This is a genomic window from Gordonia neofelifaecis NRRL B-59395 (genome assembly GCF_000192435.1).
In the GTDB taxonomy this organism is placed as follows: domain Bacteria; phylum Actinomycetota; class Actinomycetes; order Mycobacteriales; family Mycobacteriaceae; genus Gordonia; species Gordonia neofelifaecis.
Genome location: NZ_AEUD01000010.1, coordinates 44,934 through 58,054, shown reverse-complemented (window position 1 = coordinate 58,054; position 13,121 = coordinate 44,934). Strand labels below are relative to the sequence as shown.

Here is a 13,121-nt window from a genome sequence, read left to right as displayed (position 1 = left end):
GAGGCGCATCGAGACCTACGACGCTCAACCTGACTGGGGCGTCACGTCACCTGGTCTCGACCGACGCCTCGGCCTTCGGCCTCGGACGTCGGCTCGACCTGTCGCTCCGCTCCAAACGCCGGATCTCGGCCGATGAAGGCGGCGAGACGGACGACGGAGTCGGCGTCCGCCGGCGCGGGAAAGGCCGGACCGTACTGGCCCGACGATCGCAGGATGTCCTCCATCCCGGCGAGCCCGCCGAGCAACTGCTCGGCGTACTCGGGATCCAGCGGCGGACGTCGGCCGCTCGCCTGCGCGAGATCCCACGTGTGCATGAAGACGTCGGACGTGTAGAACCGGTCGACCGCGTCGGCGAGCGGCATCGTCCCGACCATCGGGTGGGAGAACTCGGCGTCGCCCCGGTCGAACAGACCTTGCACCCGGTCGGAATGCGCGGCCCAGGCCGCGACCGGATCAGACCCGATGGTGACCGGCTCGAATCTCACCCCGCCGTCGGACAGGAACGCCGGAAACCACTGGACCAGGTGCGCGACCACATCGCGCGCAGTCCAGCCGTCGACCGGTGCGGGCGCGTCCCAGTCGGGGGTCGCGGTCACCTCGCCCGCGAACCCGGCCGCGATGACCTGGTGTCTGCGGCCCGGCGCGAGCGCCGCCAATCCGGTCATGCCGCGACCTCGCCGTCGGCCAGCAGGCGGTCGAGTTTGGCGTAGCCCTCGTGGACCCCGACCTCCATCCCCGACCGCAGCCAGGCGTCCCGCGACTCGATCGAGTCGCACAGCGACTGCGCCTCGAGCCGAGTGCGGCCGTCGCCGAGATCGACGAACCGCAGAGTCTCGAGCGAGACGTCGTCGGGCATCCCCTCGAATGTGAACGTCTGCACGATGCGGTCGTCGGCGACCGTGTGGAAGCAGCCGCGGAAGCCGAACTCCTGGCCGTCGTGCTCGGACACGTAGCGCCATTCGCCGCCGCTCCGCGCGTCCCACACGAGGCTGCGCGAGGTGATCGCGTCGGGACCGACCCAGCGCATGAACAGATCCGGGTCGAGGTGCGCCTTCGCCAATTGGGCGGGCGTCGCGCGGAAGTCGCGGACGATACGGATGATCGGTAGCGCCGGGTCTGCTTCGATCGTGGCCTCGGCATAGGTGTCGGTGTTCATGATGCGTTCCCTTCTGACTCGATGACTGTCGCGGTCTCGTCGTCGGTCATCTGCGCGAGGACCGCGTCGAGCCGTTGATACCGCGCCTCGGCACGGCGTCGGTATCGCTCGATCCATTTGGTCATCAGGTCGAAGACCTCGGCCTCCAGGTGCACCGGACGCCGCTGGGCGTCGCGCGACCGGGTCACGAGGCCGGCGTCCTCCAGCACCTTCAGGTGCTTGGAGACCGCTTGAACGCTGACGTCGTACGGTTCGGCGAGCTCGCCGACGGTCGCGTCGGCGACCGCCAGCCGTGCGACGATGTCCCGCCGCGTCGGGTCGGCCAACGCCGAGAACACCATCGACAGCTCGTCGGACATCTGCGCCCACCTCCGTATTCAACCAAATGGTTGATTACAAGTACACGCCGTTGTCGCGCCCTTGTCAACCACTTGGTTGAATACCCGACCTCCCGTCGGAGGTCTCGACTCGCCGCACTCGCAGTCAGCACACCCCGACCGGTACGTCGCCACGCAACGTCACCCGGTGCATCCGTCGTCGTTCGGTGTAGTCGCGGTTCGCGTAATGAGCGGTCGAGCGGTTGTCCCACAGCACCACGTCGCCGAGACGCCACCGATGCCGAACGATGTGTTCGGGCTTGGTCAGATGCGCGTAGAAGGCGTCGAGCAGTCCCCGGCTCTCCGCGTCCGAGACACCCTCGATGTGCGAGGTGAATCCGGGATTCACGAACAGCGTTCTGCGGCCGGACTCCGGATGGACTCGGACCACCGGATGCCGAACCGGCGCCAGCTCGGTCACACGCTCACCGTCCCAGCGATTCCCCTCGCCGCCGCGCCGATGACGCAGGTAGTAGCCGAACTCGCGGTTGCCGTCGTGCACCGCGACGAGTTCATCGGCCAACCGCTGCAGCGGCGCCGACAGCGACGCGTACGCGGCCTCGCCGTCCGCCCAGTTGGTGTCACCGCCGACGCTCGGCAGGATCACCGGGCGCAGGATCGATGCGGCGGGCGGGCGGGCCATGAAGGTGACGTCGGTGTGCCAGGTGTCGGCGAAACCGTCGGCGGTGCTGTCGAGCGAATAGACCTCGTCGGGCACGTCTCCGCTGTCCCACACCGGATGGCCGAACGTCACGTCGCCGAGCCTGCGGGCGAAGCGGATGTGCTCGGCGTCGTCGAGATGCTGATTGCGCAGGATCAGCACTTTGTGGTCGACCAGGGCCGATCGGATGTCGGCGATCCGTGCATCGTCGGCGGAGGCGATGTCGACGCCCGACACCTCCGCGCCGATGTGGGGACCGAGCAGTTCGACGGTGAGGCCGGTCTGCGAGGGGTGGCGATCGAGTGCGACTGTCATGATGTGCTCCTTTGCGGATAGGCGGATGTCGGATGTCAGGCGGCAGCGGCCCGGACGGCGGCCGCGATCTCGGCGCGGAAACCCACGTAATCCGCGGTTTCACGCAGTTCAGCTCCGTCGGCGTCCCGGGATAGCGGCGACGCGAGGTCGGCGGCGATGCGTCCCGGGTGGCGGCTCAGCACGACGATCCGAGTCCCCAGGACCGCGGCTTCGTCCGGGCTGTGGGTGACGAACACCGTGGTGCGTCCGGACTCCGCGCCCACCTGCCGGACGTCGTCCTGCAGTCGTTCCCGAGTGAGGGCGTCGAGGGCGGCGAACGGCTCGTCCATCAGCAGCACCGGCGTCGGCGCGGCGAGGGCCCGGGCGATGGCCACCCGCTGCTGCTGACCGCCGGAGATCTCCCAGACGCGGCGCCGCGCGACGTCCGGCAGTCCGACTCGGTCGAGCAGGTCCGCCGCCCGGTCGCGGCGCTCCGCCCGCGGGACGCCCGCGTAGCGAAGCGCCAGTTCCACATTGCCGCCGACGGTGCGCCACGGGAGCAGCCGCGGCTGCTGAAAGACGACGCCGACGTTCCGTCCGGGGACGGCGGCGTCGCCGGCGATCGAGACGGTGCCGGCCGTCGGCGAGTCGAGCCCGCCGACCAGCCGCAGCAGCGTCGACTTGCCACAACCCGATGCCCCGACCAGGACGAGGAACTCGCCCGGTGCCACGGTCAGGTCGATCGGGCCGAGCGCGGCGACGGCGGTCGTACCGGTGCCGTACGTCTTCGTCAGACCCTTCAGGTCCACCGCGGAGGCGGTTTCAGTGACCGGTGATGGCATCGGGAAGTCCTTCGGTGTAGATCGCCGCCCGGAAGGCGTCGATCGACGGCGCGGCGGGGATCTGGTGCTGACCGGCGAGGAAGACCGCGGCGCTCTGCAGATTGTCGGCGACCCGCCCGGGCTTCCCCTGCGTTCCGAGCCACTGGTCTGAGACGAGTTGGTCACGCGTCAGGAACACGCCCTGACTCAGTTGGGCACGGGCATCGGCCTGGTTCGTGCCGATCTCCGCGGCGACGGCGGCCGCCGCCTTGTCCGGGTCGTCGTGGATGAGGTCGAGCGCCCGCGCCTGCACCTTCCGCCACGCATCGACGACTGCGGGTTCGGCTTCGGCGAACGCCGTGGACACCACCCCGAGGTCGAGGGTCGGCTGCCCTCGTTCGGCGAGTTCCCGGCTGGTCACCAGCACCTTTCCGGACTTCTTCAGTTCATCCAGAGTCGGCAGCCACGTGTAGACCGCGTCGACGTCTCCGCGCTCCCACGCGGCGAGCGAGGCCTGCGGTTGCAGGTCGATCAGCTTCACCTCACCTGGATCGACGCCGGCCTCCTTCAGCGCTGCGAGCAGGCTGTAGTGCGCCGTCGACGCGAACGCCGTCGCCACGCGCCTGCCCCGCAGCCCGGCCACCGAGTCGATGCCGGTGCCGTTGCGCGCGACGAGCGCCTCGTTGTCGCCCGCGACGTCGAGGACGAACGCGACCTGGTAGCCGATGTTGAGCGGAGCCGACAGCCCGCGCGCCACCGGAGCCGATCCGATGGCACCGAAATCCACCTGACCGGCCACGAACGCGGTGTTCACATCGGCCCCGGAATCGAACTTGATCCACTTGACGGTCTTGCCCGGGAGTGCGTCCTCGAGCCAGTGCTGGTTCTTCACGACCAGGTCCCCGCTGGGGAACGACTGATAGGCGATTCGGATCTCGTCGCCCGAGGAGGCGCTGCCGTCACCTACCGCGCAACCGGCCGCGGCCACGACTCCGGTGATCGCGAGGGCGGCCGTCAGAGCCGCCTTGATTCGGGATCTCATGTGCTTCATGCCTTTCCGCGCCAGGGGACGGCGCGCCGTTCGACGGCCCGGAGGGCGACGTCGATGATCAGGCCCGACAGTCCGATCGCGATGATGCCGACGAGGACGACGGGAGTGTTGTTGTAGTTGGACGCGTCTTTGACCATTCCGCCGACGCCGGGGACACCGTTGAACAGTTCGGCGGCGACGACCGAGGAATAGGCGATCCCGACCGACAGCCGGATACCGGTGAAGGTCTCCGGCAGCGCAGACGGCAGCACGACGTCGCGCACCACGCCGAACCTGGTGGCCCCGATCGCGCGTGCCGCCTCCACCAGCGCGACCGGAGTCGCCGCCACCGCGGACGCCGTCGCGACCGCCGCGGGCGGCATCGCCGCCAGAGCGAGCAGAGTCACCTTCGGTGCCTCATCGATGCCCAGCCAGATGACCAGCAGGAAGAAGTAGGCGAGCGGCGGCACCGCGAAGGAAGGTGAGCCATGGCTCGACCAGCCTGCGCAGCCAGCCCACCAGCCCCATGAGTGTTCCGAGCGCGACGCCCACGACGACGCCCGCGGTGACGCCGAAGAACACTCGCCGCACCGTCATGTACAGATGCTCGGACAGGAGGTATCCCCCATATCCGCGGACGCCGTCGTGCGTGGTCGACACCTCGACGAACGCCCGCCAGATGCTCCCGAGCGGCGGCACGAAGGTCGTACTCCACAGGCCGCTCGACGCCGCCAGCTGCCACAGTCCGGCGAAGACGAGGACGGAGGCGAGCGGCACGGCGACGGCGTATCCGGCGCGGTATGGCAGGCTCCGCCGCGTCGGTCCGGGCGGCGCCGCGGTCGCGGAATCCGGCTCGGCCGACGGCGATTGCGCGCCTGTCGCGGGTGTCTCGGTCGTGATGGTCACGAAGAGATTTGTACGGATCAGCGGAGCGTCCGCCCAGGCAAAAACGCGCCGCGGATTTAACCCGGCGAACCGTCAGCGCGTATGCATCGTCAGCCGGCGTGCACCCCGTCGAGGTAGAACCAGGCGCCGTCGATCCGCTCGAACCTGCTGCGTTCGTGCATCTCGCCGCGTCCATCCGAGTCGCGGAACACCGCGGTGAAGGCGACGGTCCCGGTCGTGTGGAACGGCGACCCGTCCACCACCTCGTCGATCCGCAGATGCAGCCAGCGGACATCGGGGTCGGGCGGGCACTGCACCGGCCGTGTGTCCGGATGCCAGGTAGCGAGCAGATGCGCCTCGTCCCCGAGGGCGAACGCGGTGAACCGGCTGCGCATCAGCGACTCCGCCGTCGGCGCACGTCTCCCCTCGCCCGATCCGGTCAGATAGCGGCCGCAGCAGGCCGACAGCACCTCACCCGACCCGCACGGGCATCGCCGATCACTCATCTGGGCACCGTAGCGCACGCCACCTCTTGACACGGGCTGCCGATCAGTTGCATGGTTAGTTAGTCGAGTAATTAACCAGGAAACCGAGGTGGTCTCATGATTGACGACGGGAGGGCGATCTTCCAACAGATCGCCGACCACGTTGCCGACTCGATCATCGACGGCACCTTGGCCGAGGAGACCCGTGCCCCCTCGACGAACGAGCTCGCCGCCTTCTATCGGATCAACCCCGCGACGGCGGCGAAGGGCATCAACCTGCTCGTCGACCAAGGCGTCCTCTACAAGAAGCGTGGCGTCGGAATGTTCGTCGCCGCCGGCGCGCGGACCGCGCTGAGCGCTCGCCGCCAGACGGCGTTCGCCGACCGGTTCGTGACTCCCCTCCTCATCGAGGCGCGACGTCTGAACCTGACCACCGACGACGTCGTCGCCCTCATCCGTGAACGTTCGAACCGAACCGCCGATACCTCGTCGGAAGGAGCCCGGCCATGACCAGCACCACGAATCGACACGCCGTCAGCGCGCGAGGTCTCACCAAGCGCTACGGATCCACCACCGCCCTCGACGAGGTCACCTTCGACCTGCCCGAGCACACCATCTGCGGCCTCTTCGGGCGCAACGGAGCGGGCAAGACGACCCTGATGTCGATCCTGACCGCGCAGAACTTCGCCACCTCGGGCGAGGCCAGGGTGTTCGGCGAGGACCCTTACGAGAACACGCGCGTGCTGCCGCGGATCTGCTTCGTCCGGGAGAGCCAGCGCTACCCCGAGGACTCCAATCCCGCCCAGGCCTTCCAGATGGCGAGCCTGTTCTTCCCCAACTGGGACCAGGACTTCGCCGATCGGCTGGTGGCGGACTTCCGCCTCCCCGACTGCCGGCGGATCAAGAAGCTCTCCCGCGGTCAGCTCTCCGCCGTCGGCGTCATCATCGGCCTGGCCTCGCGGGCCGAAGTCACCTTCTTCGACGAGCCCTACCTCGGACTCGACGCGGTCGCCCGACAGATCTTCTACGACCGCCTGCTCGAGGACTACAGCGAGCACCCGCGCACCGTGCTGCTGTCGAGCCACTTGATCGACGAGGTCTCGAACCTCGTCGAACAGGTACTCGTCGTCGACGAGGGGCGGCTGGTTCTCGATGAGTCGGCCGACGACCTCCGCGGCATCGCCTTCACGGTCGTCGGCGCCGAACCGGTGGTCGACGAGTTCATCGCCGACCGCGAGGAACTCCACCGTGAGCGGCTCGGCCCGGTGGCGTCGGTGACCGTGATGGGCCGACTCGAAGCCGCCGACTACGCAGACCTGTCCGACCGCGGGCTGACCACCGCACCGGTCTCCCTGCAGGAGTTGATCGTCCGCCTCACCACACGCGCCGACCGGCGCGATGCCTCCGCCCGTCCGATGGGAGCCCAGCGATGAACCGCACCGCAAACGTCGTCCGCATGCAGCTGATCAACAAGAAGATCTTCATCTGGATCCCGCTGATCATCTTCGGGTCGGCACTCGCCATCTCGCTGATCATCTACGGATCCGTCTACGCGGCGTTCAGCGACGACGCCGGCCCGATCTACGGCGGCGGGTCGCAGGCTCCGCTCTGGTACTTCGCAGTGATCGGTATCCAGGCGATGTCGCTGACGTTCCCGTTCTCCCAGGCGATGAGCGTCACGCGCCGCGAGTTCTATCTCGGGACCACACTCACCGCGATGCTCGCGTCCGCGGGACTGGCCGTCGTCTATCTGATCGGCGGACTGATCGAGAAGGCCACCGACGGCTGGGGCATGGACGGCTACTTCTTCGCCGTCCCCTGGATCTGGGACCAGGGCGCGGCCGCCGCCACCCTGCTGTACTTCGTGGCTCCGATGCTGACGTTCACCGTCGGCTTCTTCGCCGCCACCGTGTACAAGCGGTTCGGAATGCTCACGCTGGTCCTGATCGGTGCCTGCCTGGCCGCCGTCGTCGCACTGTCGGTGCTCGGCATCAGTTTCGGCGACGGCTGGCCCGCCGTCGGCCGGTGGTTCGCCGACCTCACCCCGGTCGAGCTCGGCGGCTACGGTCTCGCGCTGGTGGTCGTGCTGTCGGGCGTCTCGTACGCGACGCTCCGCCGTGCCGTTCCCTGAGTCCTAGTCGGTCCCTTCTCGCTGGTTGAGTGAGCGGTCCTCCCGTCGGTCGAGCGAGCGGCCCTCCTGCTGGTTGAGCGAGCGCAGCGAGTCGAAACCACCGCACCCGGGCTGGGTCTCAGAACCAGCCCGACGTCACAGGGTTTCGACTCGCTGCGCTCGCTCAATCGGCGGAAGGGACCGCGCGCTGAAACCAGCCCAGCGAGCGAGAGGAACTCAGTGCGCGAAGTGGCGCGCTCCGGTCAGATACATGGTGACACCGGCCGCCTTCGCGGCCTCGATCACCTCGTTGTCGCGGACCGAACCGCCCGGCTGCACGACAGCCCGGACGCCGCCGTCGATCAGCACCTGCAGGCCGTCGGGGAACGGGAAGAAGGCGTCCGAGGCGCCGACCGAACCCGCGGCACGCTCACCGGCGCGGTTCACCGCGAGGTGCGCGGAGTCGACACGGTTGACCTGGCCCATGCCGACGCCGACCGAGGCGCCGTCGTTGGCCAGCAGGATCGCGTTCGACTTCACCGCGCGGCAGGCGCGCCAGGCGAAGACCAGGTCGCGGAGGGTCTGCTCGTCCGCGGCCTCTCCGGTGGCCAGGGTCCAGTTGGCGGGGTCGTCGCCGTCGGCGTCGATGACGTCGCGCTCCTGGATCAGCAGTCCGCCCGACACCGGACGCATCTCGACGCCGGTCTCGGTGGGCGCGCCCGCGATCAGGATGCGGATGTTCTTCTTGCGCGACAGCACGTCGACGGCGCCGTCCGCGTACCCCGGAGCGATGATGACCTCGGTGAAGATCTCCGCGACCTGCTCGGCCATCTCGACCGACACCTCGCGGTTGGTGGCGATGACGCCGCCGTAGGCGCTCACCGGATCACAGGCGTGCGCTCGGCGATGGGCCTCGGCGATGTCGGCGCCGACCGCGATGCCGCACGGATTCGCATGCTTGATGATCGCGACGGCGGGCTCGGCGTGGTCGTACGCGGCACGCCAGGCGGCGTCGCCGTCGGTGTAGTTGTTGAACGACATCTCCTTGCCGTGCAGCTGCTGCGCCTCGGCGAGACCCGGCGCGGCGTCGTTGCTCACGTACAGGGCGGCGGCCTGGTGCGGGTTCTCCCCGTAGCGCAGGGTGGCCGAGCGCTTCCACGTGGCCCCGGCCCAGACCGGGAACTGCGATCCCTCTTCGTCGGGTGCGACCACCGAGCTCATCCACGACGCGACGGCGACGTCGTAGTCGGCGGTGTGCCGGAAGGCCTTGGCGGCCAGCTGCTTGCGCTGGGCCAGCGTGAAGCCGCCGGTCGCCACCGCGGCGGCGACGTCGGCGTAGTCGGCGGGGTCCACCACAACGCCCACCGACGGATGGTTCTTGGCCGCGGCACGGACCATCGACGGACCGCCGATGTCGATCTGCTCGACGCACTCGTCGGGCGTCGCGCCCGAGGCGACCGTCTCGGTGAACGGGTACAGGTTGACCACGACCAGCTCGAACGGCGCGACGCCCAGCTCGTCGAGCTGCGCGAGATGATCGTCCTTGCGGGTGTCGGCGAGGATGCCGGCGTGCACGCGCGGGTGCAGGGTCTTCACGCGACCTTCGAGGCACTCGGGGAAGCCGGTCAGCTCGCTGACCTCGATCACCGGCACGCCCGCGCCGGCGATGGTCTTGGCCGTCGAGCCGGTCGAGACGATCTCGACGCCCGCAGCGTTCAGCGCGGTGGCCAGATCGGTGAGTCCGCTCTTGTCGTAGACGCTGATCAGCGCACGCTTGACGGCGCGCGTTCCGGAATCTGCAGGTGCATTCACTTGATGTGGGCCTTTCGTCCATCTGTGACAACGCCACGGGTCACGACCGCATGCACCACTTCAGGCAGCAGCACGCGCTCGACTTCTTTGATGCGTTCGTGAAGGGTCTCTTCGGAATCGTCGGGCAGCACCTCCACGATGCGCTGCGCGAGGATCGGTCCGGTGTCGACACCGCTGTCGACCAGGTGCACCGTGGTTCCGGTGATCTTGACGCCGTAGGCGAGGGCATCCGCCACCCCGTGCGCTCCCGGGAACGCGGGCAGCAGCGCCGGATGCGAGTTGACGATATGACCGCCGAAACGCTCGAGGAAGGCGGGACCGAGGATCTTCATGAAACCGGCGGTGACCACCCACTCGGGGGCCAGCTCGACGACCGCGGCGGTGAGCGCCGCATCCCAGGCGGCACGGTCGGGGTAGTCGCGCAACTCCGACAGCACCACCGGCAGGTCGGCCTCCACGGCACGATCGGCGGCGGCGCAGTCGCGGTCGACCACCACGCCGACCACGCGGAACGGTGAGTCGTCCGCCGCGGCGAGGTCGAGGACTGCGGCCATCAACGATCCGGTTCCGGATGCCATGACGACCACGGGCACACGGGCGTCCTGGGCTGATGTCACGACGTACAGCTTAGTTGTCCTGAACGAGCACGGTGCCGGTAGGTCGGTCGCCGCCGCGAGCCGGTGCCGTCAGCGCCACCAGGCGCCGAACTTCAGCACCGCGAAGCCCATCCCGAACAGGGTGACGAAGACGCCGAACAGCCACCCGACCGTCACCCCGAGCAGCACGCACAGTCCGCACATCGCGACGAGATATCCGATGACCGCGATCTTTCGCCGCTGGTCTCGCGTCATGGGTGCGCCGTTGCTCATGCAGCGATCGTACGAACACACGCCGGTCCGGCAAAGCCGCGTCATTCAGACAGCGGCGTCGCTGTCGCGGGCCGGTTCCGCGACGTCCCACTCCGGGTCCGCCTGGTCGTCGCGGTCGTCGTCGGCGGCGGCATCGTCGTCCTCCGGGGACCCGTCGATGTCCGGATCGTCGGCCTCGAGGTCCTCGTCCTCTGCCACGAGCTCGTCCGGGTCGTCGGCCACGATCGCCGACGACCGCCGCGTCGACCGGCCCGCCGTCGACGACCGCAGCCACAGGACGCCGACGGTCAGCAGCGCGGTGACACCGAGCGCCGTCAGGGTGAAGACGCCGGCGAGCGGAACGCTGACACCCGCCTGCCCCATCTCGCCGAGCCGGCCGCCGGAGAGTGCGACCGCGACCACCATCAGCCCAGACGCGACCGATGCGCCGACGCCGACCGCGCGCAGGTGCGCCACCACGTCGTCGCTGCGCGTGTACCACCCCAGTAGCACCCCGCCGACCAGCGGCACCGCGAACAGCACGGCGCCCCACGGACCCAGGTCCGACGTCGGCACCACTCCGGCGATCGGCACCGGGGGCAACGTTCCGGGGTGGGTGCTGAATGCGTCGACGGTCAGGCCGCCGAGCGTCGCACTCGCACCCGCGGTCACCGCCGCGGCACTCACCACCACGTTCGGCAGGTAGAGGATCGAGAGCACCGTGAGCCCGAGGTAACCGTCGAAGGTGTTGCCGAGACCGAGAATGTCGGCGACCGCGCCGAAGTGCGCGACGAATCCCGCGAACACCGCGATGCCGCCCCCGGCGATCAGGACGAAGAATGCCGCGGTTCCGGCTCTCGCGCCGACCCGGTCGGACGCCGGAATCGCGAACTCGTCGAGGAAGGGCTGGGTGACGCGCGGAAGCAGACCGCCGATCGCGGCGACGCCGTGCACCACCACCGTCATCCCGAATGCACCGAGCGGAGCGGGGTTGCCCACCGGTCCCGACGACGCGCCGTCGGCGACCACCGCGAGTGCGAGCGCCGTCGCGAGCAGCGGCCCCAGGACGGCGGTGCCCGCGATGCGCAGCAGTTCGTTGAACGACGTCGCGTCGACCGTCGCACGCCGCACCACCCGGTACGTGCCGAACCCGACGAGCAGCGTCGGCACCAGCGGCAGCACACCGATCGCCACCCCACCGATGGTCAGCGGCGTCTGGTTCGCGATCAACCATCCCGCGGCGGTCGCGGCGCCCAGCCCGGAGAAGCCGGCACCGGCCGCGGCCTTCGTGATCACCACGACCACCAGCACCGCGAGCCAGGCGATCGTCGGAACCGTGAGCCCGACCTTGATGACGTCCCAGGTCGCAGGGAGCTTCGGAGTCTGATCGGCACGCCGAGCGAGACGGACCTGCCGGAGACGGGTCGCCAGATTCTGAGCGGAAGGCGCGGACATCGATTATCAGGGTGTCACGTCGCCGGAATCGTCACCCTCCGACGCGCCGCGCGTCCCGCGAATGGGGCCGAACACACAGGCGTACCTCAGGATCGGCGAGTCCGGGTGGTCGTGGAAAGAAAACTGTCGAGTCGCGGTTCTCAGCGAACCACAACTCGACAGTTCTTTGACTGCTGAGTGCGAGCTACTGCTGCTCGCCCTCCTTGTTCGCATCCGGCTTCACGAAAGCGGTGGTCGCGTTGGCGTCCGAGGCCTGCGCCGGGGTCGACGACGAGTCGGCCTGGCCGTAAGACGGCGCCGCAGAGGGCTGCTGCCCGTACGATCCGGCCTGGTAGGAGGCCTGGGCCTGCTGGCCGTATCCGGCGGCGGGCTGCTGGGCCTGCTGGCCGTACGTGCCGTACCCGTACGCCGATGCCGACGGGTCGGCGGCAGCCGGTGCGGCGTGGGCGGCCGGAGCCTGAGCGACTGCGGAAGCGTCAGCGGTCTCCGCGACCGCAGCGGTCTTGATCTGGCCCGAGTCGATCAGCAGCCACACGACGGCGGCGAGGAACGCCAGGATCGATGTGATCAGCAGGATGATCGCGCCCGCACCCTTGCCTGCGTCGGCGGTGGCGAACTGGAAGACGGTGATGAGCGCGGCGGTGGTCGTCAGCGCGAACACGACGCCGGTCACCCACTTCTCGGTGCCGAGCAGGAACGTCACCAGTGCGAGCACGCCTGCGACCGCGAGAAGGCTGTACGGCGTCGCGAACTCGGTCTCGAATACCTTCGCGGTGTAGCTGGCACCGTAGGGTCCGGTCTCCTTGAAGCCTGCGACGAACCCGCAGAACAGCGTGATGACGCCGAGCGCGCCGATCACCGCGGCGAGGATCGTCGGGGTGTTCGCGGGCAGACCCTGGCCGGCGGGCTTGGGCTGCTGGTAGCCGTAACCCTGCTGCGCGTACTGCTGCTGCGCATACTGCTGGGCGTACTGCTCCTGGCCGTACTGCTGCCCGCCGTACTGCTGGCCGTAACCGGCCTGCTGCCCGTACTGCTGCTGACCGTAGCCGGACTGCTGGCCGTACTGCTGCTGACCGTAGGCCGACTGGGATCCGGCGTCGCCCTGGCCATAGCCAGACCCCGACTGCGGGTACGTCATCCAATCACTCCCTGTGAGACGAGGGCCACGTTCTGTGGCCTGCGGAACT

At 69.0% G+C, this 13,121-nt stretch carries 15 protein-coding genes and 1 pseudogene; 3 read left to right on the top strand and 13 right to left on the bottom strand.

Going from position 1 to position 13,121, the window contains the following annotated elements; translation table 11 throughout:
* Positions 1-41: 41 nt before the first annotated feature.
* From SCNU_RS12235 to SCNU_RS12200, 8 genes and pseudogenes are all read right to left on the bottom strand, one after another.
* Positions 42-665: a TIGR03086 family metal-binding protein gene (locus tag SCNU_RS12235; protein ID WP_009679695.1), complete on the bottom strand. Its 624-nt coding sequence runs from the start codon at positions 663-665 to the stop codon at positions 42-44.
* The gene (locus tag SCNU_RS12230; RefSeq protein ID WP_009679694.1) at positions 662-1,156 is read right to left on the bottom strand and encodes an SRPBCC domain-containing protein; all 495 of its coding nucleotides are present in this window, start codon (positions 1,154-1,156) and stop codon (positions 662-664) included. The genes SCNU_RS12235 and SCNU_RS12230 overlap by 4 nt, the downstream gene beginning before the upstream one ends.
* Positions 1,153-1,515, bottom strand: a complete 363-nt coding sequence (locus SCNU_RS12225; protein ID WP_009679693.1) for an ArsR/SmtB family transcription factor — start codon at positions 1,513-1,515, stop codon at positions 1,153-1,155. The genes SCNU_RS12230 and SCNU_RS12225 overlap by 4 nt, the downstream gene beginning before the upstream one ends.
* Positions 1,516-1,639: 124 nt before the next feature.
* Entirely contained in the window at positions 1,640-2,509 is an 870-nt protein-coding gene (locus SCNU_RS12220) for a TauD/TfdA dioxygenase family protein (RefSeq protein ID WP_009679692.1), read from the bottom strand.
* 35 nt (positions 2,510-2,544) lie between these two features.
* Entirely contained in the window at positions 2,545-3,330 is a 786-nt protein-coding gene (locus tag SCNU_RS12215) for an ABC transporter ATP-binding protein (protein WP_040518325.1), read from the bottom strand.
* The gene (locus SCNU_RS12210; RefSeq protein WP_009679690.1) at positions 3,311-4,360 is read right to left on the bottom strand and encodes a taurine ABC transporter substrate-binding protein; all 1,050 of its coding nucleotides are present in this window, start codon (positions 4,358-4,360) and stop codon (positions 3,311-3,313) included. The genes SCNU_RS12215 and SCNU_RS12210 overlap by 20 nt, the downstream gene beginning before the upstream one ends.
* A pseudogene (locus SCNU_RS12205) lies at positions 4,357-5,146 on the bottom strand (ABC transporter permease). Before SCNU_RS12205 ends, SCNU_RS12210 begins: the two are co-directional and overlap by 4 nt.
* 188 nt (positions 5,147-5,334) lie before the next feature.
* Entirely contained in the window at positions 5,335-5,730 is a 396-nt protein-coding gene (locus tag SCNU_RS12200) for a YchJ family protein (protein ID WP_040518362.1), read from the bottom strand.
* A 96-nt stretch (positions 5,731-5,826) separates the two neighbouring features.
* Between SCNU_RS12200 and SCNU_RS12195 the strand changes: the two genes are divergently transcribed.
* From SCNU_RS12195 to SCNU_RS12185, 3 genes are read left to right on the top strand one after another with little or no spacing between them, the layout of a single operon-like run.
* Entirely contained in the window at positions 5,827-6,219 is a 393-nt protein-coding gene (locus SCNU_RS12195) for a GntR family transcriptional regulator (RefSeq protein ID WP_009679686.1), read from the top strand.
* Entirely contained in the window at positions 6,216-7,142 is a 927-nt protein-coding gene (locus SCNU_RS12190) for an ABC transporter ATP-binding protein (RefSeq protein ID WP_009679685.1), read from the top strand. Before SCNU_RS12195 ends, SCNU_RS12190 begins: the two co-directional genes overlap by 4 nt.
* A complete protein-coding gene (locus SCNU_RS12185) occupies positions 7,139-7,840 on the top strand; it encodes a hypothetical protein (protein ID WP_009679684.1) in 702 nt (233 codons plus the stop codon). Before SCNU_RS12190 ends, SCNU_RS12185 begins: the two co-directional genes overlap by 4 nt.
* A gap of 216 nt (positions 7,841-8,056) precedes the next feature.
* Here SCNU_RS12185 and purH read toward each other — a convergent pair whose 3' ends face one another.
* The 5 genes from purH to SCNU_RS12165 form a co-directional block, all read right to left on the bottom strand.
* Positions 8,057-9,631 (bottom strand): bifunctional phosphoribosylaminoimidazolecarboxamide formyltransferase/IMP cyclohydrolase, encoded by a 1,575-nt coding sequence (gene purH, locus SCNU_RS12180; RefSeq protein ID WP_009679683.1) that lies wholly within the window; start codon positions 9,629-9,631, stop codon positions 8,057-8,059.
* Positions 9,628-10,209 carry a phosphoribosylglycinamide formyltransferase gene (gene purN / locus SCNU_RS12175; RefSeq protein ID WP_050792820.1) on the bottom strand — a complete coding sequence of 194 codons (582 nt, stop codon included), beginning with the start codon at positions 10,207-10,209 and terminating at the stop codon, positions 9,628-9,630. The genes purH and purN overlap by 4 nt, the downstream gene beginning before the upstream one ends.
* Positions 10,210-10,317: 108 nt before the next feature.
* Positions 10,318-10,500: a hypothetical protein gene (locus tag SCNU_RS20445; protein ID WP_139025986.1), complete on the bottom strand. Its 183-nt coding sequence runs from the start codon at positions 10,498-10,500 to the stop codon at positions 10,318-10,320.
* A gap of 45 nt (positions 10,501-10,545) precedes the next feature.
* On the bottom strand, positions 10,546-11,934 hold the full coding sequence (locus SCNU_RS12170) for a cell division protein PerM (RefSeq protein WP_009679680.1): 1,389 nt from the start codon (positions 11,932-11,934) through the stop codon (positions 10,546-10,548).
* A gap of 184 nt (positions 11,935-12,118) precedes the next feature.
* Positions 12,119-13,072, bottom strand: a complete 954-nt coding sequence (locus SCNU_RS12165; RefSeq protein WP_009679679.1) for a DUF5336 domain-containing protein — start codon at positions 13,070-13,072, stop codon at positions 12,119-12,121.
* Between the last annotated feature and the right edge of the window lie 49 nt (positions 13,073-13,121).

Bases quoted from the DNA above. Each gene is read 5' to 3' on its own strand.
- SCNU_RS12235 (WP_009679695.1), bottom strand. From the start codon at position 665: ATGACCGGATTGGCGGCGCTCGCGCCGGGCCGCAGACACCAGGTCATC.
- SCNU_RS12230 (WP_009679694.1), bottom strand. From the start codon at position 1,156: ATGAACACCGACACCTATGCCGAGGCCACGATCGAAGCAGACCCGGCG.
- SCNU_RS12225 (WP_009679693.1), bottom strand. From the start codon at position 1,515: ATGTCCGACGAGCTGTCGATGGTGTTCTCGGCGTTGGCCGACCCGACG.
- SCNU_RS12220 (WP_009679692.1), bottom strand. From the start codon at position 2,509: ATGACAGTCGCACTCGATCGCCACCCCTCGCAGACCGGCCTCACCGTC.
- SCNU_RS12215 (WP_040518325.1), bottom strand. From the start codon at position 3,330: ATGCCATCACCGGTCACTGAAACCGCCTCCGCGGTGGACCTGAAGGGT.
- SCNU_RS12210 (WP_009679690.1), bottom strand. From the start codon at position 4,360: ATGAAGCACATGAGATCCCGAATCAAGGCGGCTCTGACGGCCGCCCTC.
- SCNU_RS12200 (WP_040518362.1), bottom strand. From the start codon at position 5,730: ATGAGTGATCGGCGATGCCCGTGCGGGTCGGGTGAGGTGCTGTCGGCC.
- SCNU_RS12195 (WP_009679686.1), top strand. From the start codon at position 5,827: ATGATTGACGACGGGAGGGCGATCTTCCAACAGATCGCCGACCACGTT.
- SCNU_RS12190 (WP_009679685.1), top strand. From the start codon at position 6,216: ATGACCAGCACCACGAATCGACACGCCGTCAGCGCGCGAGGTCTCACC.
- SCNU_RS12185 (WP_009679684.1), top strand. From the start codon at position 7,139: ATGAACCGCACCGCAAACGTCGTCCGCATGCAGCTGATCAACAAGAAG.
- purN (WP_050792820.1), bottom strand. From the start codon at position 10,209: ATGGCATCCGGAACCGGATCGTTGATGGCCGCAGTCCTCGACCTCGCC.
- SCNU_RS20445 (WP_139025986.1), bottom strand. From the start codon at position 10,500: ATGAGCAACGGCGCACCCATGACGCGAGACCAGCGGCGAAAGATCGCG.
- SCNU_RS12170 (WP_009679680.1), bottom strand. From the start codon at position 11,934: ATGTCCGCGCCTTCCGCTCAGAATCTGGCGACCCGTCTCCGGCAGGTC.
- SCNU_RS12165 (WP_009679679.1), bottom strand. From the start codon at position 13,072: ATGACGTACCCGCAGTCGGGGTCTGGCTATGGCCAGGGCGACGCCGGA.